Source organism: Sinorhizobium sp. 7-81, from assembly GCF_030124405.1.
In the GTDB taxonomy this organism is placed as follows: Bacteria; Pseudomonadota; Alphaproteobacteria; order Rhizobiales; family Rhizobiaceae; genus Sinorhizobium; species Sinorhizobium psoraleae.
Window position 1 is genome coordinate 23,718 of record NZ_JASKLT010000015.1, and the last position, 16,435, is coordinate 40,152.

The following is a 16,435-nucleotide window of genomic DNA, read 5'->3' on the forward strand; positions in this document are numbered from 1 at the left end:
CTAGCATTGCTGCAAGCGGGAGCCTGCGCGGATGCTGCTGCCCAGACAAGCCGGTTTCCGGCGCAGCCATTGGGCGCGAAAGACCGCGTTTGCACCCTGTGGCCGTTGGCCAGCGCCCATTGGCAGCTCGGCGTTCGGGCCAAGGTGAGGGCTTGGCCGGAAGGGGACCTACAGAAAACGTCGCGCGGATGGCCAGCGTGAAGTTTCTCCACAAAATCCTGACGGCGCCGACCGGCCGTAACGATATTGTTCTGGTGGCGTTGCTAATCGCGATCATTTTTATGATGATCATTCCGCTACCCCCAAGCATAGTGGATGTGCTGCAGGCCATCAACTTGGGCATCTCAGCGCTTCTGCTGATGCTGGCGGTTTATATCAAGTCACCCCTCGCGTTCGTCTCATTCCCGTCCGTACTCTTGCTGACGACGCTCTTTCGGCTGTCGCTTAGCATCGCTGCGACACGTACGATCTTGCTGCGCGCGGATGCCGGTCAAATCATCAGAACATTCGGCGAATTTGTAGTGGCCGGCAATCTCGTAGTGGGTGCGGTCACCTTCCTGATCATCACAATTGTGCAGTTTGTGGTCATCACCAAAGGCTCCGAACGCGTGGCCGAGGTCGCTGCACGCTTCTCCCTGGATGCAATGCCAGGCAAGCAAATGAGCGTCGACGGCGACCTGCGTGCTGGCAGCATCGATATCCGAGAGGCACGACGGCGCCGTGTCGCGATCGAGCGAGAGAGTCAGCTGTATGGTGCCATGGACGGCGCCATGAAGTTCGTCAAGGGTGATGCCATCGCCGGCTTGATTAGCATCGCGGTGAACATCATAGGCGGCATCGCGATTGGTTCGCTGCAAAAGGGAATGGGATTGTACGAGGCGCTTGAGGTCTACGCGATCCTCACCATTGGGGATGGGCTGGTCGGTCAGATTCCAGCTCTCTTCACAGCCGTCACGGCAGGCTTTATCGTCACGAGGGTAAGTGATGACGATAATGGCGCCGATCTTGGCAGTGAAATCGGCGAAGAGGTCAGCGCACAGCCACGTGCACTGATCGTCGGGTCATTCATCCTCCTGTTGTTCTCTTTCGTGCCTGGCTTCCCCATGGTGATCTTCGTGATCTTGGCAGCACTGGCGGGGGGCGGTGGCTGGCTACTGCAGCGCAGTCGGCAGCATTCAGCCCCGGTGTTGTATTCCGGCTCGAAGAACGGCGGCGTCCTTTCACCGGCGTTGGATGGGGCTGCCGAGCTTGGCATCGTGCTGACGGTACCTGTGATGGTCGATATTGGCCACGACGTTCAGCTAATCGCCCAGCCAGATCTATTGAATGAGGCGGTGGCCGCCGTGCGGCAGACAATTCTTGTCGATCTCGGCATTCCCCTTCCGGAAATCAAACTGCGGGTCAACGATAGCTGCAAGGACGGAGCCTACATCATCATGCTGCATGAAATACCGTGTGGTGAAGGAGAGCTACGGTCGCAATACCTTCTGGCACGCGAGACGCCCGAGACTCTCGACCTTTTGGGCATTCCCTATGTACTGGATAAATGCTTCTTGCCTCAGATCGAGGCCGTCTGGGTGGACCTTGCACACCGCGAGTCCTTACAAGCTGCCGGCATCCCATTCCTGGAGCCCGTTCAGATCCTTAGCTATCATGTTGATCATGTCCTCCGCCGACATGCTGATGAATTCGTCGGAATTCAGGAAACGAAAATACTTTTGAACCAGGTGGAAGCGTGGCTCCCGGAACTCGTGAAAGAGGTGCTGCGCTCAGTTCCTGCGCAGACGATTTCTGAAGTCTTTCAGCGACTGGTGTCCGAAGGAGTCTCGCTGCGCAACATGCGCACCATTCTCACGGCACTCCTCGAATGGGGCCAGAAGGAAAAGGATACGGTCCTACTGACCGAGCATGTCCGCTGTGCGCTGAAGAGGCAAATCTGCTTCCAGTATTGCAGCATGAATCTGTTGCCGGCCTACATTCTGACACCGGACGTGGAAGACACAGTGCGTAACGCCATTCGGCAGACTTCCGCTGGCAGCTATCTCGCTCTCGACGCTCTTACCACACGCCAGATCATCGAAAAAATGAGAGAGGCGACCGGCGACCTCCACCAGCAGCCGCACAAGCCGGTTTTGCTGACTTCCATGGATATCCGCCGATACTTGCGCAAGATTATTGAAGCCGATTTCCACGGCCTTCCAGTGCTCTCGTATCAGGAGCTTACTCCCGAGATCTGTGTACAGCCATTGGCAAGGATATCGCTGCCGTGAAGAATGCCACAACACAACAAACGGGTGAGCAGGCCGAACTGGCCTTACGCGTGTTGTCCGGCCCCAACCGGGGTGCTGAGACATCACTGGGCGAGGGAGTTTGGTTGATCGGTAGCCAAGACACCGATGATCTCACCTTCGCCGATCCGGAACTGGTTGGGTCGCATCTTTCCATCGCGATCACGGCGGGAAGGATCGAGATCACAGCGCTCGCGCCGGGCGTGCGCGTTGGCGGTCGAGATCTGCCAACAGACAAGCCGACCATTCTTGAGCCGAGCACTCCAGTTGAGGTCGGGCGGACGATTTTCGGTGTCATGCTCGCCGGGCACAGCTTTCCCGACGTAGTCTCTACGCTCGAGGATAAAATGCTGGACGCGCCGCATCTCTCCTCCTCTTCGCTTGAAAAGCTATCGGTTCTGGAGGGCCACGAAACACCTCTCTCAGCGGGCCCCATACCCCGGCAATTGCGGCTTGGCGCGTTGGTTTGCGGCTTCCTGATCATCACATGCACTGGGGTCTGGGCAGGGATGGAATGGGTTCCCGCTCTCACCTTGGCCGCCGTTTCGGCTACTGATCGCATCAAGATAGCACGAAATGTCCTTCGCGATTTGGGCGTTGCACACGACATCAAATTCAGTCTCTCCGGTGAAAGGCTCGTCATCGACAGCGAACTACTACCTGCAGAGGGTAAGAAGCTTCAAGCCGCCCTACGCGGCGCCGGACTAACGGCTGAAGTCGCACCGAAAAGACGGCCGGCCACTCCGTCCGGTGCAAAGCTCATTGATCTCGCAACGACGGTCTTGCGGGCGTTCGGCATCGAGGGCAGCGCTCGCGTGGGAGACGCAGGACAGATTGCGCTGACTGGATACGGTCCGAGCGACGCGAGCGTCGAAGCGGCGCTTCTTCGCCTGCAGCAGGATATTCCCGGGGCGCACAAAATTGATGATGCGATCGCAACACCCGAGCGCGCCCGCGCTTTCCTGGAGACGGCCACAGCAACGCAATTACGCCGCTCCATTCGCATAGTGACGAAGCCACACGTCGTACTTGTCTCAGGAATGTTGTCACCGGCCGCCTACGACGAGTGGACGGCTGTTTCTTCTCGCTTCGAGAAGAAATTCTCACCTCACATCCGACTTGAGACGCGCTTCTCGCCCGTGTGGTTGCCGGCGCCGACAGGTTTAGACCTCGGCCCGACTCCATTCATCGTTATTGAGAATAGAATGCACCTGAAAGTTGGCGATAACGTCGATCACGTCGGCAAGATCATCGCCATCGATCGTGACGGAGTACTTGTGCATATCGGCGAGTCTGACGTGCATGTTCTTTATCCAAGCAAGCCGAAATGGATAGCAGAGGAGGCTCAATGATGAGTGAGGATTTGGTCATGTTTGACCTACAGAGGCAGCTTTTCAATGATGTCGATGGCACATACAGATCTGCTGTTGATACAGAGTTGAAAAAATGGCGGGAATCGTTGAAACGCGAGATGGATGTCGGCGTTCCGAGGCAGGCGTTCGAAGTATTATCTGCCATTGCCGACTCGATAACTGCCGCAAGAGAGGTGGTTGATACAACATGGATGCGTTATCACGCCAACCAATTCCAATCTGGGAGAAGATAATGGATTTCAATACCATAAATTCCAACATAGGCGGAGATGTTGTGACCTCAGAACAAAATCTCAGAAATTACATGGCAAACATGAATCCAGACAACACTATGGATCAGCTTCGCCTCCAATCCGCGATGAACAGGCATACTACACTCGTGAATTTGGATTCGACCCTCATCAAAGTGATCCACGACGCCCTCAATGGCATTATTGGAAACATCCGGTGAGTGACCTAGGTCAGATTCCGGCGGCCCGCGGCTCACTGCCGGGACTACATCTGCCGCCCCGTGCAGGCAGCCACGTGCTTTCGAGTTTTTGGCGCCCCGCGTCTATTCGGAACGCGTCGGGGATTGTTTCCAATCGCCGGCAGAGCATGAGAGACACCCGCATCAGCAACGCAACGGCCACCCGGTGACTTTTAGGCGCAATTAGATGTTTTCAAGGTTTTTGCAACTACGCCACCTTCGCTATTTCAAAGGCATCGTGGATGCTGGTAGCTTTTGCCGGGCTGCGACCGCAATCAACGTGGCGCAGCCGGCCTTAAGTCAACAGATTGCTGCCTTGGAAGCCGAGCTTGGCGTCCCGCTCCTGCACCGCAGCGTCCGGGGCGTTTGCCCGACACGGGAGGGCAAGGCCTTGTATCGAGAGGCCGCCTCCATCCTGCAGCAAGTGGAACAACTGCACGGCATCGTTCGTTCCACGGCGGGAGAACCGGAAGGCTCGGTAAGGGTCGGCATGTCCTCGGCGCTCGCTGCTTCCTTCGCGAGCGCCTTTGTGGGCGCCTGCCAGACTGAACTCCCAAAAGTGAAAATGCGTCTAATCACGGGAGACTTCCTCCACATGAGGCCGCTCATCGAATCACGCGCGCTCGACATCTGCGTCGTGTTTGAGGATGAGCCCGCTCAAGGCTTTGCGCGCCAGCCGCTGTTTCATCAGCCATTGTCCCTGGTCCGGCCGGCGCATGCACAAGACGTGGAATCCTCGGTTCCGCTTGAGTGCTTGGCTGAGCTTCCTCTTGTTCTGCCAACACGGCCGAGCACAATTCGCAATGCACTGGACCGGGCGTTTGAGGCGGCCCGCGTAGTTCCGAACTGCCTTGCGGAGGTCGACACCTTTAGCAGTGCGCTCTCCTTAGTCAAGGCCGGTATCGCCAGTGCCATCGTTCCCAAAAGCGACCTGTCGGACATTGCCGGCCATGAAGACCTGATCCCGGTTGTCATCGATCCACCAATGCATATGACGGCATGCCTGATCTCCTCCCGCGACCTTCCGCTCACCTCCGCCGCCGAGGCTGTAAGCGCCTTACTCGTTACGCAGGTGGAGAAAGTGCATCAGAAAGACCTCACATCGGATGCGAGCGCGGCTTTTTCAGATAACCCGTCTCGTGGGTCGGCTACGCGAGATAATCAAGCATCTCTTGTACCTGAAAGCACCTGATAATCGAGGCGGCCGACTTCCGGATGTAGGCCCCTGCAATTTCATATTGGCGCCGTTTCAATGTGGATTCGAGTCGCCGAAGTGGGGAACGGATGGTCCAAGCTTCGAAACTTTGCGCGAGATCAATGCGGTCATGCCCGATTGATGCTGTTGAGGCTGGATCATCGGCGTAGTTGAGGAGTGATGCGATGCGAATCGGGAGTGACCGCCTCGGCGGCTTTGCGGCGTTAAACCAGCAGATCGTTGACCGACTGGCAGAGGCCCCGAGTGCGATGACTGCGTTCCGCGAAGGGGTTCACTCACTTAGCTCGCTGTGTTCTCGGAACACGCAGACCCCACCTGCGAGGAGCCCTGAACTGCCATACGGCGACCGGGCAAAGCATAGCGGGGAAGGTACGACGGAAAGCGGGACGGGCGGCCGATCAAGCTTTGCCGCGCGAGCGGTGAAGTACGGCTTGTGCGTTGCAGCTGCCGGCTACACCTATGATAAGGTCGCTAATGACTTCCCCCTTTCCACGACCTCGCTGCATGATGGGAAAGGGGGCTTCACCAGCAACCAACGGCTGAAGGTGGCCCGGGCGACGGCGAGGGAATATTACGCGCGCTATCACGCCGCAGGCCACGAAGCTCAGCGTTTGAGTAGGCGCCCCCACGTTCCATTTCGTATCTGCGGCAACAACCAGTTCGCTACTATGATCGATTACCGGGCAGCGACCCGCGTCCACGTCGCGCAATTGGTGGATTCCGTAGAGGCGCGCGGATCACTCGTTCGGAACCTAGCCTTCATGAAGGGCCACCTTGCGAATAACGAGCGCGTGGCCAAGTACAAGCCGCCGCAGGTGCCGAATGATCCGGATCTGACGAAGAGTCCCCTTTACAATCAGAAGAATAAATACGCGCTGACGGGCGTGCTCAATAAGGATACCGGTGCCTACGGATACACCTCGAGGTCGGTCACTCAGCCTTTTGTGAACAAGGGGGTACAGCACTTTCGAGATACCATCCACAGTGAGAAAGGGCTGACCCTCAAGCGATGCATCGAAATGGTTGAGGCGCTGCTCCAGAGGAACAGCGGGCTTAGCGAGGAGATCCAGTTTGCGGCCGGCCAGGCTATCTTAAACTTCAGACAGGTCTACGCTGCGGACGCGCACTGGGGACATGCCGAGAACGTCGTGATGAAGACTCTGGCCGAGCACGGTTTGCTATCACTGTCGGAAACCGCGAAGCTCGATGCGACTCTGATGTTTGAGGATCCCGACAAGAACAGGCTGAAGCGTAACACGAGTTTAGTGGGTCCATGGCTGCACAAACTCGATACCCGAATCCAGCAGATTCGGTCAGGTCACGACCCCGCAGTGGTCGCGGATCTGAACCACCCGGATATCGCACAGATGAGATACCTCCCCATCGCGCATTTCAAGTTGAACGAGCAGGGAAATGGTTTCGAGGACTGCTCCGGATTCGGCGATTCATTCACGTGCGCCAATGCCGTCGCCTGCATTAACCACGCGCGCTTGATGAGTGGCCAGCAGCGGCTCTCAAAGGAGGAGGTCATAGTAATCGTGGCATGCATCAACGCCGTGTATGACGACACGAGCTCAATCCGGCATACGCTCCATGAGATAGCGCGTGGCTGTTTCGCGGGCGCTGGTTACACGATCGAGGATGCGGATGAGTTCTACGCGCTTGTCTGTCGAAAGGCGGCGGAAGAGTATTATGGCGGCCGGAGTCTTTCGAAGATTGGGTAATGATGGTGGAAGTCTGCAGCCGCCTGGAGGAAGTCTGCCCCTAAGAAAACTGATCGCTTGGCGCCGCGGCATGTCGCGAAAGGAGATGCCCTCTTCAAAAGGTCGTTGCGCGGCGTCATCCGGCTCCGTCCCTTGGCTGCGACCTCTACGAGATGGTTCACGCCCTCGATGCGGGCGCCGATAGTCTCAAAACGAGTTCGGACTGCTCTGTCGCCTAAGCCGCGTTTCGGCGACCACCGTCGAATATGCCAGCGGTGTTGATACTGCCGCAGAAGAATTTCGTGGATACCAAGGCGCTGCCTGGCAACTTTACGTTGGGCACACGATGGAGGCCATCGAGAAAACCCAGGCGACTAGATCACTCGTCACCTGAATCCGAAATTCGTGTCATAAGTCCTGGGCTTTCTGGCAGAAACGTTTGACGGAGGTCAGGATGTCGTCTGCGATTTCGTCCACTGTAAGGCTTCGGGTTCTCGTTATGGCGTTCGATGAAGCTACGGATGTCGGCTTCGAGCTGCATTGTCGAAGTGTGGACGCCGCGACGGAGCTGCGTGCGGGTCAGTTCCGCAAACCAGCGTTCGACCTGATTGATCCGTGATGCCGAGGTCGGGGTGAAGTGCACGTGGTAGCGCCGCCGTCGCATCAGTTTTTGACCATTGCAGTTTTGTGGGTCGCATAGTTGTCCATCACGATATGAACGTCCAAATCGGACGGCACATTCGCATCGATCTGTCCAGCTTTCGCGAAGCGCGCATGGAGCGCGCAACACGATGCTTGCGCACCTGTCGCTCTAGATATTCCCGCTCCGCCTCGCTCAAAACCAATGGGGCCGTTGGTCGGCCAGTCGCATTTGCCACTGCTCAACCTCCAATGAAGAGGTCAAAGCATACAATGTAGTGAATTTTAATTCCAGATGACTGGTCTTAGTCTAGATCAAGCGCACCCTCGCCAGCGCCCGCTACCGCGGCCACAATGGCCCCGGTGAGCCTCCGGTTGCGGGGCTTTACCAACGGCCAGAAGCGCCGCCTCACACTGCCGATCGAGCGCAAGAAGCAGGGACGTTCCGCCATCGAGCTGGTCATCGCCATAGCAATGCTGACATCCCATGCGCGCATTTACGTCGCCGGCGAACGCCAAGACGAGATGCCGACGGAATAGATGCGCCCGGACCATCTGTTCGACAGCCGACGCCACCTTCCGTTAGTCGACAAAGATCCGCTCTGCCCTGTGGGAACTGTGATGCAAAAATCTCTTGTGCCGACCGCCTGCGAGTGTGCTTACTGCTCCATATCCGACTGGCACGTTCTTTGCTTGATCTCATAGTGCCGTTCCATCACAGAAACCAAGGCCAAAGAGGTCCATCTCCATGCATCCCGTCGCACCGAATGATAATGTGACTTGTTGTCCGGCTGTAGTTGCTCGCGTGATTTCGCAGCAGTTGTTGATGATGAAGAACCTACATCATCGATTGCTCAGCCTCATTTTGCACAGCGGTCGGAAACCTTGAGTGCACCCAAAACGCAATCCGTTCTCAAGGGTCTCGAAGGAGCAGACTTCATTAGCACAATCGCTAGCTTCGGTCACGAGTCGCTGGTCTATCTTGCTAAGGCTTGATTACGTGGAACAAAAGTGTTCGTTCCGGATTGACGATGCTTGCCCGATATCTCAGGCCGGGGAGGGCGTTTCGCGCTCTGAGGGAGGCAGCTCTAGGCCGTCGGTGGATCAATCTTCCCAGTCGCCAGTGCGACGTTTTGATCAAGACGAGCTTTGGCGGAACGTGAACCAAGCCGGTCAAGTGCCGGCCGTCAGCATTGATTCGGCGAACTTTTGGCGGTGGATGTCTCCACCTGCCATTTCGCCAGTGCCAAGTGTCAGTTCAGCCAAGCCCGCCACCCTGGCATCCAGCCGTCGGTCGGGGGTAGCATTCCTACGCCTCATCCCCCCATCGATTTCCTAGAACCTATAGGCAGCGCATTCTCGCCTCCATCGGAGATGAATTATGACGAGCATCGGCAGACTTGGGAAGTCGCACATCGAGGATGCTGGAGCCGATGGCACATGCGGACCGAGCAGTTCGCGCTCGGAATCAAGTCTTGCCCCTGGAGAAGGCTGCCAATCATTCGGTTCGGTCGTGGAGCCGACGCGCTCTAGGCCTCAAGATACAGGGACATCCTGCGCTCGCATCGCGCGCCGTGCCGATGATGCACTTGGGGACAGCTCTTCCGGTCCCTTCGCTGGCGCCCGTCGAATTTTGAGCGCTGCGCTACGTGCAGCGACGGCGCCACGGCGGCACGTGCAGCCGTGGAGCGGTCTTCCCTCATCGCCCGAGGCTGGCGCGCCAGTTCGAAAAGAGAGCTATTTGCGTTCTGATGACACATCCTGGCCACATGATCAACAACCCTCAAGCTCGCAGTCAGACGCGCTTTCACCTCACGGGCACACCGTGTCCGGCATGGATGCGCAAACACGACGACGTGTATGGGATGTAGCCGCGCGGGGTGCCCAAGTCGCAAGCTCGGCAACACACCTTGAGGAAATACACCTTAATGACGCTCTACACGATCTTTGCTTCGTTAGCGACATCGCCACATTCTCTCGCGCGGTCGCGGAACATGGCCATAAGCTGCGGGGCCAAGCGGGGCATGCAACATTCCTGCAAAAAGCCGCAGCCGAGTTCACGCGTCGATTTGTCCCACGATGGGGACAAGATGCCCGCGCCTGGTCCTGGCAGTATGCCACGACGTGCAACGCATTGAGTCGGGAGGCTGGAGGTCAGGCAGGCATGGAAGCTTGCAAGGCTATGGCAGCTCAGGTGGCGATGTTTGACCACGCGCTAAACGGAGTCGAGAACAAGGCGCTTTCGCTCTTCGTATTGTCGTTCAGTCGACATCCCCGGGTGAAGGAATGCCGCAACGGAATGATTAGCGTTGCCGAATTTATTCGTAATCAAAGGGAAGTGCTTCGGGAACTCAACGGTCAAAGTCTGGCCCTGCTGGTCAACGGTTTCAGCAAGTGGCCGGAACAGCAGAACGCTCGTGAGGCTACAGTAGCAATTGCCGTCGAGATCCGTCATCATGCCGACCGGCTCTCCGTTTTTGATCCACAGAATTTGGCAAACTTGGTGAACGGCTTCAGCAAATGGCCGGAGGACTGCCGTGCCGCCATAAATGCGATCGCTTGTGAGATCCGTCATCGCGCCGGCCGCCCCGACCAGCTTTCGGACCACACTTCCCAGCATTTGGCCAATCTGGTGAACGGTTTCAGCAAATGGCCCGAACAAGCGGGCTGCGGCGAAGCCATCGTCGCGATCGCCGGTGAAGTCCTTCGCCGGCCAGAAGGACTGGCTGACTTCAGCTCGCAGCATCTGGCGAACCTGGTGAACGGCTTCAGCAAATGGCCACAAGAGGAGGACACTCGCCGCGCCTCGATCGCGATTGTCGGTGAGGTGCTTCGCCGCGCCGACCGCATCGCTGATTTTACCCCGCAGGGACTGGCGACCTTGATGAACGGCTTCAGCAAATGGCCGGAAATGGGGAACTGTTGCCGTGCTGCGGTCGCGATAGCCACAGAGGTTATTCGCCGCGCCGATCGTGGCGCCTTGAAAAACGCTTTTAATCCGCAGCACCTGGCAAACCTGGTGAACGGCTTCAGCAAATGGCCGCAAACGTGGGATTGTGGCCGTGCCGTAGCCGTGATGGCCACAGAGGTTATTCGCCGCACCGATTGTGGCGCCTTGATGAATGATTTTAGTGCGCAAGACCTTGCGAGCCTCATGAATGGTTTCAGCAAATGGCCACAAACAGTAGAATGTCACCGCGCTGCAGCTGCAATCGCCAAGGAGCTCACCGGCCGACGAGGCCGACTGTCTCAGTTCAGTCCCCAGGGGCTCGCGATCCTGGTGAACGGCTTCAGCAAGTGGCCCGACAGCTGCCGCGGTGGTATCGTCAGCATCGCCACCGAAGTCTCTCACCGTGCCGACCGGCTCTCTGGGTTTGATCCGCAGGGCCTTGCAAACCTCGCGAATGGTTTCAGCAAATGGCCTGACGAGACGTGCTGTGGCGAAGCCCTCCTTGTGATCGCTGACGAGATTTTTCGCCGCGCCGAGCAGCTCACTGGGTTTGATCAGCAGGGGCTGGCGAACCTCGCGAACGGTTTCAGCAAATGGCCCGAACAGGCGGGCTGCGGCGAAGCCATCGTCGCGATCGCCGGTGAAGTCCTTCGCCGGCCAGAAGGACTGGCTGACTTCAGCTCGCAGCATCTGGCGAACCTGGTGAACGGCTTCAGCAAATGGCCACAAGAGGAGGACACTCGCCGCGCCTCGATCGCGATTGTCGGTGAGGTGCTTCGCCGCGCCGACCGCATCGCTGATTTTACTCCGCAGCACCTGGCGAACCTGGTGAACGGCTTCAGCAAATGGCCGGAGGAAGCGGCGTGCCACCAGGCAATAGTGGAAATTGCGCGCCAACTCGGCGCCGGAGGCCAGCGATTCGGGGCCTTCACCACTCCTCAGCTCTGCGTTATTGCCAATGTTCTGGCGCGACATATCACGAAGGGGGAGGACTTCGGAGAGATTGCTGAGACCGGTCTGGTGAAGGATCGGTTACACCAGCTAGCCCACTACCTTCAGTATGCCGATGATAGACTGGGGCAGGCAGACGCTCTCAGCGTCGCCACCCTGTTGAAGGCGCTTGCCAAGGCCCAGCTATTTGATGACCTGAGTTTCCTAGCGCGAGCAGGGCTAGAGCGGCTCACCGTGCTGCTCCGTGCCGCTGATTTTGTCATCAACAATAACCTCGAAACCATGGGTAATCTTTGCGCCGCTTTGTTGCCGCTGGCGCGCAGCCCGCAGAAGCAACTGCACTGGCACCGGAGGCAGGCTCTAAACTTGCTGAACGACATTCAGCCGGTCGTCGAGCAAAAGATCGAGGCCCATCTCAGAGCAAGTAATGCCGAGCGCATCCGTGGACCGGCCTCCAGTCGTTGTCCCGCCTTGTCGATCTATCAAGTACTCAAAGTCCGTGTGAGCCTGGAGGCATTATACCGGCGACCGCATGTCGAAGGCGTGAAGTCCGATTTGCGGTTGAGGCAGCAAGAGCTGCGGCGCAAGACCAAGGAGATCCTAGTCAGCACGCGGGACCTCATCGAAGGCGATCTTTCCAACATGAGCTGGAACGTGATCGCGGAAATCGAAGCGGAGAGCCCAGTCGATGCGCTGGACACCTTCATGGCGCGGAACGCGGCGGTAGTCCAGGCCCAACATCCCGCGTCGGTCTTCGATGTCCATCAGGTGCTTCGAGCCATGGACCACGAGCCCAGACCGCCCGAAGGTGAGGCGGGACTCATGCGGTTGCCGGTGGTAGACATGCAGGGCCGGCGAATAGCCACAGAACCGGAGATACGCTATTCGATTTTTCATCGCCTGACCTCGGGCGCTTTGCCAGTGGTTGCGGTGCAGCTACCGGGAAAACCGAGCGCCTTCATGCTGGCACGTACGCTCACCGTCGAGGGTGTGCCGTACCGCATGGATCTGTTCGGCGGCAGCAAGCTAAAACCGCCAAATCAGACCGTGTCGCAGGTCGCCGCCCGCCCTCCGGGTGCGGCGGCAGCCACGCCCGGCGGGGGAAAGTTGCTGGCGATTCCGTACGCCGAAACCGCACCGGGCACGGCGTTCGAGCAGCTATCGCGCGCTTGGGCCCCCTTCAAAGAGGCATATTACTACACGCAGCGCCGGGGCTTTGCGGCGCCTCCGGCAATCAACGGCCTGGGACCTCACGACTACGCGCTGGAAGGCGCCTTCAAACTGTCGCTGCTGCCGGACCGCCGGGCCATCGAGGCGCACCCCTTCAGGTTGACCGGCCCGCAAGGCTCGATTGCCTTGCGACCGCATGACGGCTGCGGCTTCATCAAGGCTTCCCTGGCCGAGCGTATGCAGGCTGTTCGCCGGGCCGGTCCACAGCAAGGTCCTGACCGGCTGCCTGCCTTTGGTGAGCGAAGGAGATCCTCCATTCCTGCATCGGCGCTGCAACATTATCCGCGCAGCGAACTGGTGGCCGATGAGGTGCGAAAGACGGCCACCAAGTGGCTCGAGAGCAGACAAGGGCGCGAGTTGACGTCCGAAGAGCTGTTTCGCACCGTAACGGCCGGACACATCGACGGTCCCGGCGCAGTTGCCGTACCGTCCAGTGATAACTGCCTCCATGTGCCGACGCTCAAAAGCGAGACGTTGACCGGGACGAGCGGTGTGCTGATCGGGCGATCCCCCTATGACAAGCCCAACCTGCGCCCGTTCGCGGCCGAGCAAGTCAGGTCGGCGGTCGATCGCGACCCGACCGCCCTGTTTCTCGATAGCTGCACGGCCATCCAATACAGCTTTAATGTCGCCGAGAAGTCGGGACAGGAGCTGACTGCCGACGATCCGATATTTTTTGCCAAAGGCATTCTGATCGTGGTCCCAGATAAGATGTGGCCGGCCGAGTTCGCCGAGCGGGGGCTGGTGATGTCTGCGGAAGACGTCAAGTGCCATTCGAACTGGACGCAGAGCAAGGACCGCGTCAAGGTGGACACACCGGTCGACTGCGTCGGCATCCTGCAGGCGACCGAGGTGTTCGCTCCGGGGTCTTTGGTTGCTGTCCCGACCGGCGAACAGAATAAGCTTGATGGTGACTTTGACGGGGATACCGTCGTTATCGTCGGGGACCGGCCACAGCTCTATGAGCATGTGCGTGCCTTCGATCAAAAGGAGCAAGCTCGCGGACGTCGCTCACTCAAGCCGCCCAAGTCGCATAGCCCGGCGATCGCGGCGGATGGCTACCAATTCAGTCGTGGCCGCCAGATCCTCTCCGCCACGCAGAACACCCTGGAAACCTATAGCTGCCTGCAGCGAAGCTTTCTGGCTCAATCCCATGAAGGACGCCGTTGGTTTGCCGAGCGTGCAATCTTCGGCACATATGAGGGCATTCACCACGAGCTCGGGCGAGAGATCGGTCGGCTGTTGGGTCAGGAACAAGTAAGTAGCGGGGACATCCTCAACACGCTCGCGAGAGCTAGGGACGAGGTTGAGGTCGCCAAAAATCCGGTCGCCCGCGAATTGGCCGAGTTGCTCGTCGCCGACCTCATGGCATGGGCAGCGAGGCCCGACCCGCAGCTCCAGCCCGACACAGTAGGCGTGAGCGGCGCAAAGCTCACTGTGAGCCCACCGTTCTGCGAGCTTTTCCCGGAGCTGGCGGAGACCTATACGGCAACTCCTCAGCCGCGAGACCGCGTCCAGCTCTTGCTCGACCATTATCCTGCGCGCATTCATCCCCGCCCGGATGGCTACAATCCCGACGACCTCGTACAAAGTGCAAACAACCTCCTGAGCCTCGGCATCAAGGTCGCCACCGACGCATATAAATCCGACACTGGCGCCCGTCTCTTCATGAGGAAGAGCGGGACACTTATGCAGTTGCTTTCACAGGCGCCGGGGCTGAGATCCGTCCCCTACGTCAAGAACATGGCGGCGCACCTCAAACACGGAACGCTCCGTGTCGATTCGGCCTTGGAAGACCTGAAGAACAATCCCACGCTGGCAGCTTCAGTCATGGAAGCCTCGCTCAAACTCGCAACAGAGGAGGGGATTCTGCCCCCACCCTCTGGCCGCCGGTCTGCCCTCGAGGATTCCGCCATGATGATCACGCTCAGCCGCGAGGAGGCCTTAGAGCGCGCCACGATTGAAGTTACCCGCGCTCAGGCCGAAGAAAGCAAAATCACCGAGGCGGCACTTAGGGTTGCCACAAGCCTGAGGACAGCGGACATCCAGGTGAATATGCCTCATCTGGAGCGCCGCTTGCGATCGAAAGCCTCCATGACTGACCAACTCACAGGGATGAGCATCAGGCCATGCGACTCGCAGCTCATCAAAAACGCCGTACGCCATGTCTACGAAGTCCCTGACAAGGATTTTACGCGCGCCTTCAAGAAAGCCATGCTTGCCTTCGACGAGCTGGGCTATGCCGAGATCAGCACGACCAATTGGTTCAGAGTACGGACCCCGACTTTCATCGGCATCAAGACCGTGCTCACCACGCCGGACAAATATCGCTTCGAGGTGGAGTTCCATACGCCAGGAAGCTATCGGGCCAAGCTTTTGAACCACGACGCCTACAAGAAGCAGGACGGGCTGCGGCAAGAAGCGGGCGCAGATGCTTTGCGGCGGGCGGAGGAACTCGCGCAGCATACTAGAAAGGTCTGCAGCAACGTCGCGATTCCCGATGACGCCGTGGGCATACCTCATTGGGGAATAGAAAAGATTCGCGGGGGAAGTGCCGCTATGGCACTTGAATTGCAAGCTGTCGCACAGCCAAGCATGCCTCAAATCGCCAGGTCCACGGAGGCAAGGGAGATTGTCGCGGCCATCGGCATGCGGCCGATCGTGCTCATCGGCATGCCATGCGCCGGTAAATCCACCATTGGCGAAGCCTTTGCGAAGCGGCTCAGGCTGCCCTTCGTCGATACAGACCAAAAAATCAAGGAAAAAACCGGTAAAAAGATATCCCAGATATTCGAGGTCGATGGCGAGGAGTATTTCAGGAAGTTGGAGGCGGATGTGATCGCTGATTTGCTCAAGACAGGGCCTGTGGTGATCGCGACCGGTGGCGGCGCGATCCTGCATGAGCAGAGCCGGCGCCTCATCGGCAAGAAAGCGCTTTCGATCTGGCTTAATACCGGGCTCGAAGTGATCGAGAAACGCCTCAAGCATGATACGAGCCGCCCGCTGATGCAAGGTACCAATCGGAAGCAGAAGATTGCCCAACTATTCAGAGAGCGGAGGCCGTTTTATGAACAAGCCGACTTCACATTCGCCCCGTCCCACAAACGAGATAAAAAGAACGCGGATCTATGCTTGACGGCGCTGCACGCTCATATTCACGGCGAGGCGGTCGCCGCTGAGCAACCTTCCAGCACGACCGGTGTCAGGCACAACATAGTCTTTCCTTGATCGCGCCCCTCGATGAAAACTGCAGTCAGTACGGATCCATTTGCAATAAGGAAGGACCCGCGGAGCTCCCGCTAATAGCCGCTGAGGCGGGGGTTCTTGAAACTCAGGGACGAGATCGGAAATCATCGTCGCCTGCATTCGATCAATCGCGACACGCTGGCTGATCCCGGCGCTCAGCGTTCCCCTCGACGCATGCAGACATCACGGTCAGGGTGATTTATGCCTCGGCCGCCCAGCGCTTGCGCGAAACCAGCTGTGACGTTTTGGTGACCTCGGCGCCGACACCTCGTACGGAATTCTATGCACGCGGCTCTTTTCCCGGGTCAACAAACCGGTCGCGAGCCCATGCTCTATCGAGAGTAAAGATGAGCTTGCGAATGTTGAGCAG

General features: G+C 58.3%; 8 protein-coding genes and 1 pseudogene. 8 read left to right on the forward strand and 1 reads right to left on the reverse strand.

Annotation, left to right across the window (positions count from 1 at the left end):
* The first annotated feature begins 188 nt into the window (after positions 1 to 188).
* The 6 genes from sctV (at position 189) to xopAG (ending at position 7,070) form a co-directional block, all read left to right on the forward strand.
* Positions 189 to 2,270, forward strand: a complete 2,082-nt coding sequence (sctV, locus tag QN224_RS28540; protein WP_283979395.1) for a type III secretion system export apparatus subunit SctV — start codon at positions 189 to 191, stop codon at positions 2,268 to 2,270.
* The gene (locus QN224_RS28545) at positions 2,267 to 3,640 is read left to right on the forward strand and encodes an FHA domain-containing protein (RefSeq protein ID WP_283979396.1); all 1,374 of its coding nucleotides are present in this window, start codon (positions 2,267 to 2,269) and stop codon (positions 3,638 to 3,640) included. The genes sctV and QN224_RS28545 overlap by 4 nt, the downstream gene beginning before the upstream one ends.
* The gene (locus QN224_RS28550; RefSeq protein ID WP_283979397.1) at positions 3,640 to 3,894 is read left to right on the forward strand and encodes an EscE/YscE/SsaE family type III secretion system needle protein co-chaperone; all 255 of its coding nucleotides are present in this window, start codon (positions 3,640 to 3,642) and stop codon (positions 3,892 to 3,894) included. Before QN224_RS28545 ends, QN224_RS28550 begins: the two co-directional genes overlap by 1 nt.
* The gene (locus tag QN224_RS28555; RefSeq protein ID WP_283979398.1) at positions 3,894 to 4,112 is read left to right on the forward strand and encodes an EscF/YscF/HrpA family type III secretion system needle major subunit; all 219 of its coding nucleotides are present in this window, start codon (positions 3,894 to 3,896) and stop codon (positions 4,110 to 4,112) included. The genes QN224_RS28550 and QN224_RS28555 overlap by 1 nt, the downstream gene beginning before the upstream one ends.
* Before the next feature lie 205 nt (positions 4,113 to 4,317).
* A complete protein-coding gene (locus QN224_RS28560; RefSeq protein ID WP_283979399.1) occupies positions 4,318 to 5,322 on the forward strand; it encodes a LysR substrate-binding domain-containing protein in 1,005 nt (334 codons plus the stop codon).
* A 188-nt stretch (positions 5,323 to 5,510) separates the two neighbouring features.
* A complete protein-coding gene (gene xopAG, locus QN224_RS28565; protein ID WP_283979400.1) occupies positions 5,511 to 7,070 on the forward strand; it encodes a XopAG/AvrGf1 family type III secretion system effector in 1,560 nt (519 codons plus the stop codon).
* A gap of 387 nt (positions 7,071 to 7,457) precedes the next feature.
* Here xopAG and QN224_RS28570 read toward each other — a convergent pair.
* Positions 7,458 to 7,802: pseudogene (locus QN224_RS28570) on the reverse strand (transposase); the annotation flags it as partial.
* Positions 7,803 to 8,042: 240 nt separating this feature from the next.
* On the opposite strand from QN224_RS28570, the gene QN224_RS28575 reads away from it, so the two are divergent.
* The gene (locus QN224_RS28575; RefSeq protein ID WP_283979401.1) at positions 8,043 to 8,228 is read left to right on the forward strand and encodes a hypothetical protein; all 186 of its coding nucleotides are present in this window, start codon (positions 8,043 to 8,045) and stop codon (positions 8,226 to 8,228) included.
* Positions 8,229 to 9,852: 1,624 nt separating this feature from the next.
* Positions 9,853 to 16,047, forward strand: a complete 6,195-nt coding sequence (locus QN224_RS28580) for a shikimate kinase (protein ID WP_283979402.1) — start codon at positions 9,853 to 9,855, stop codon at positions 16,045 to 16,047.
* Positions 16,048 to 16,435 lie beyond the last annotated feature (388 nt).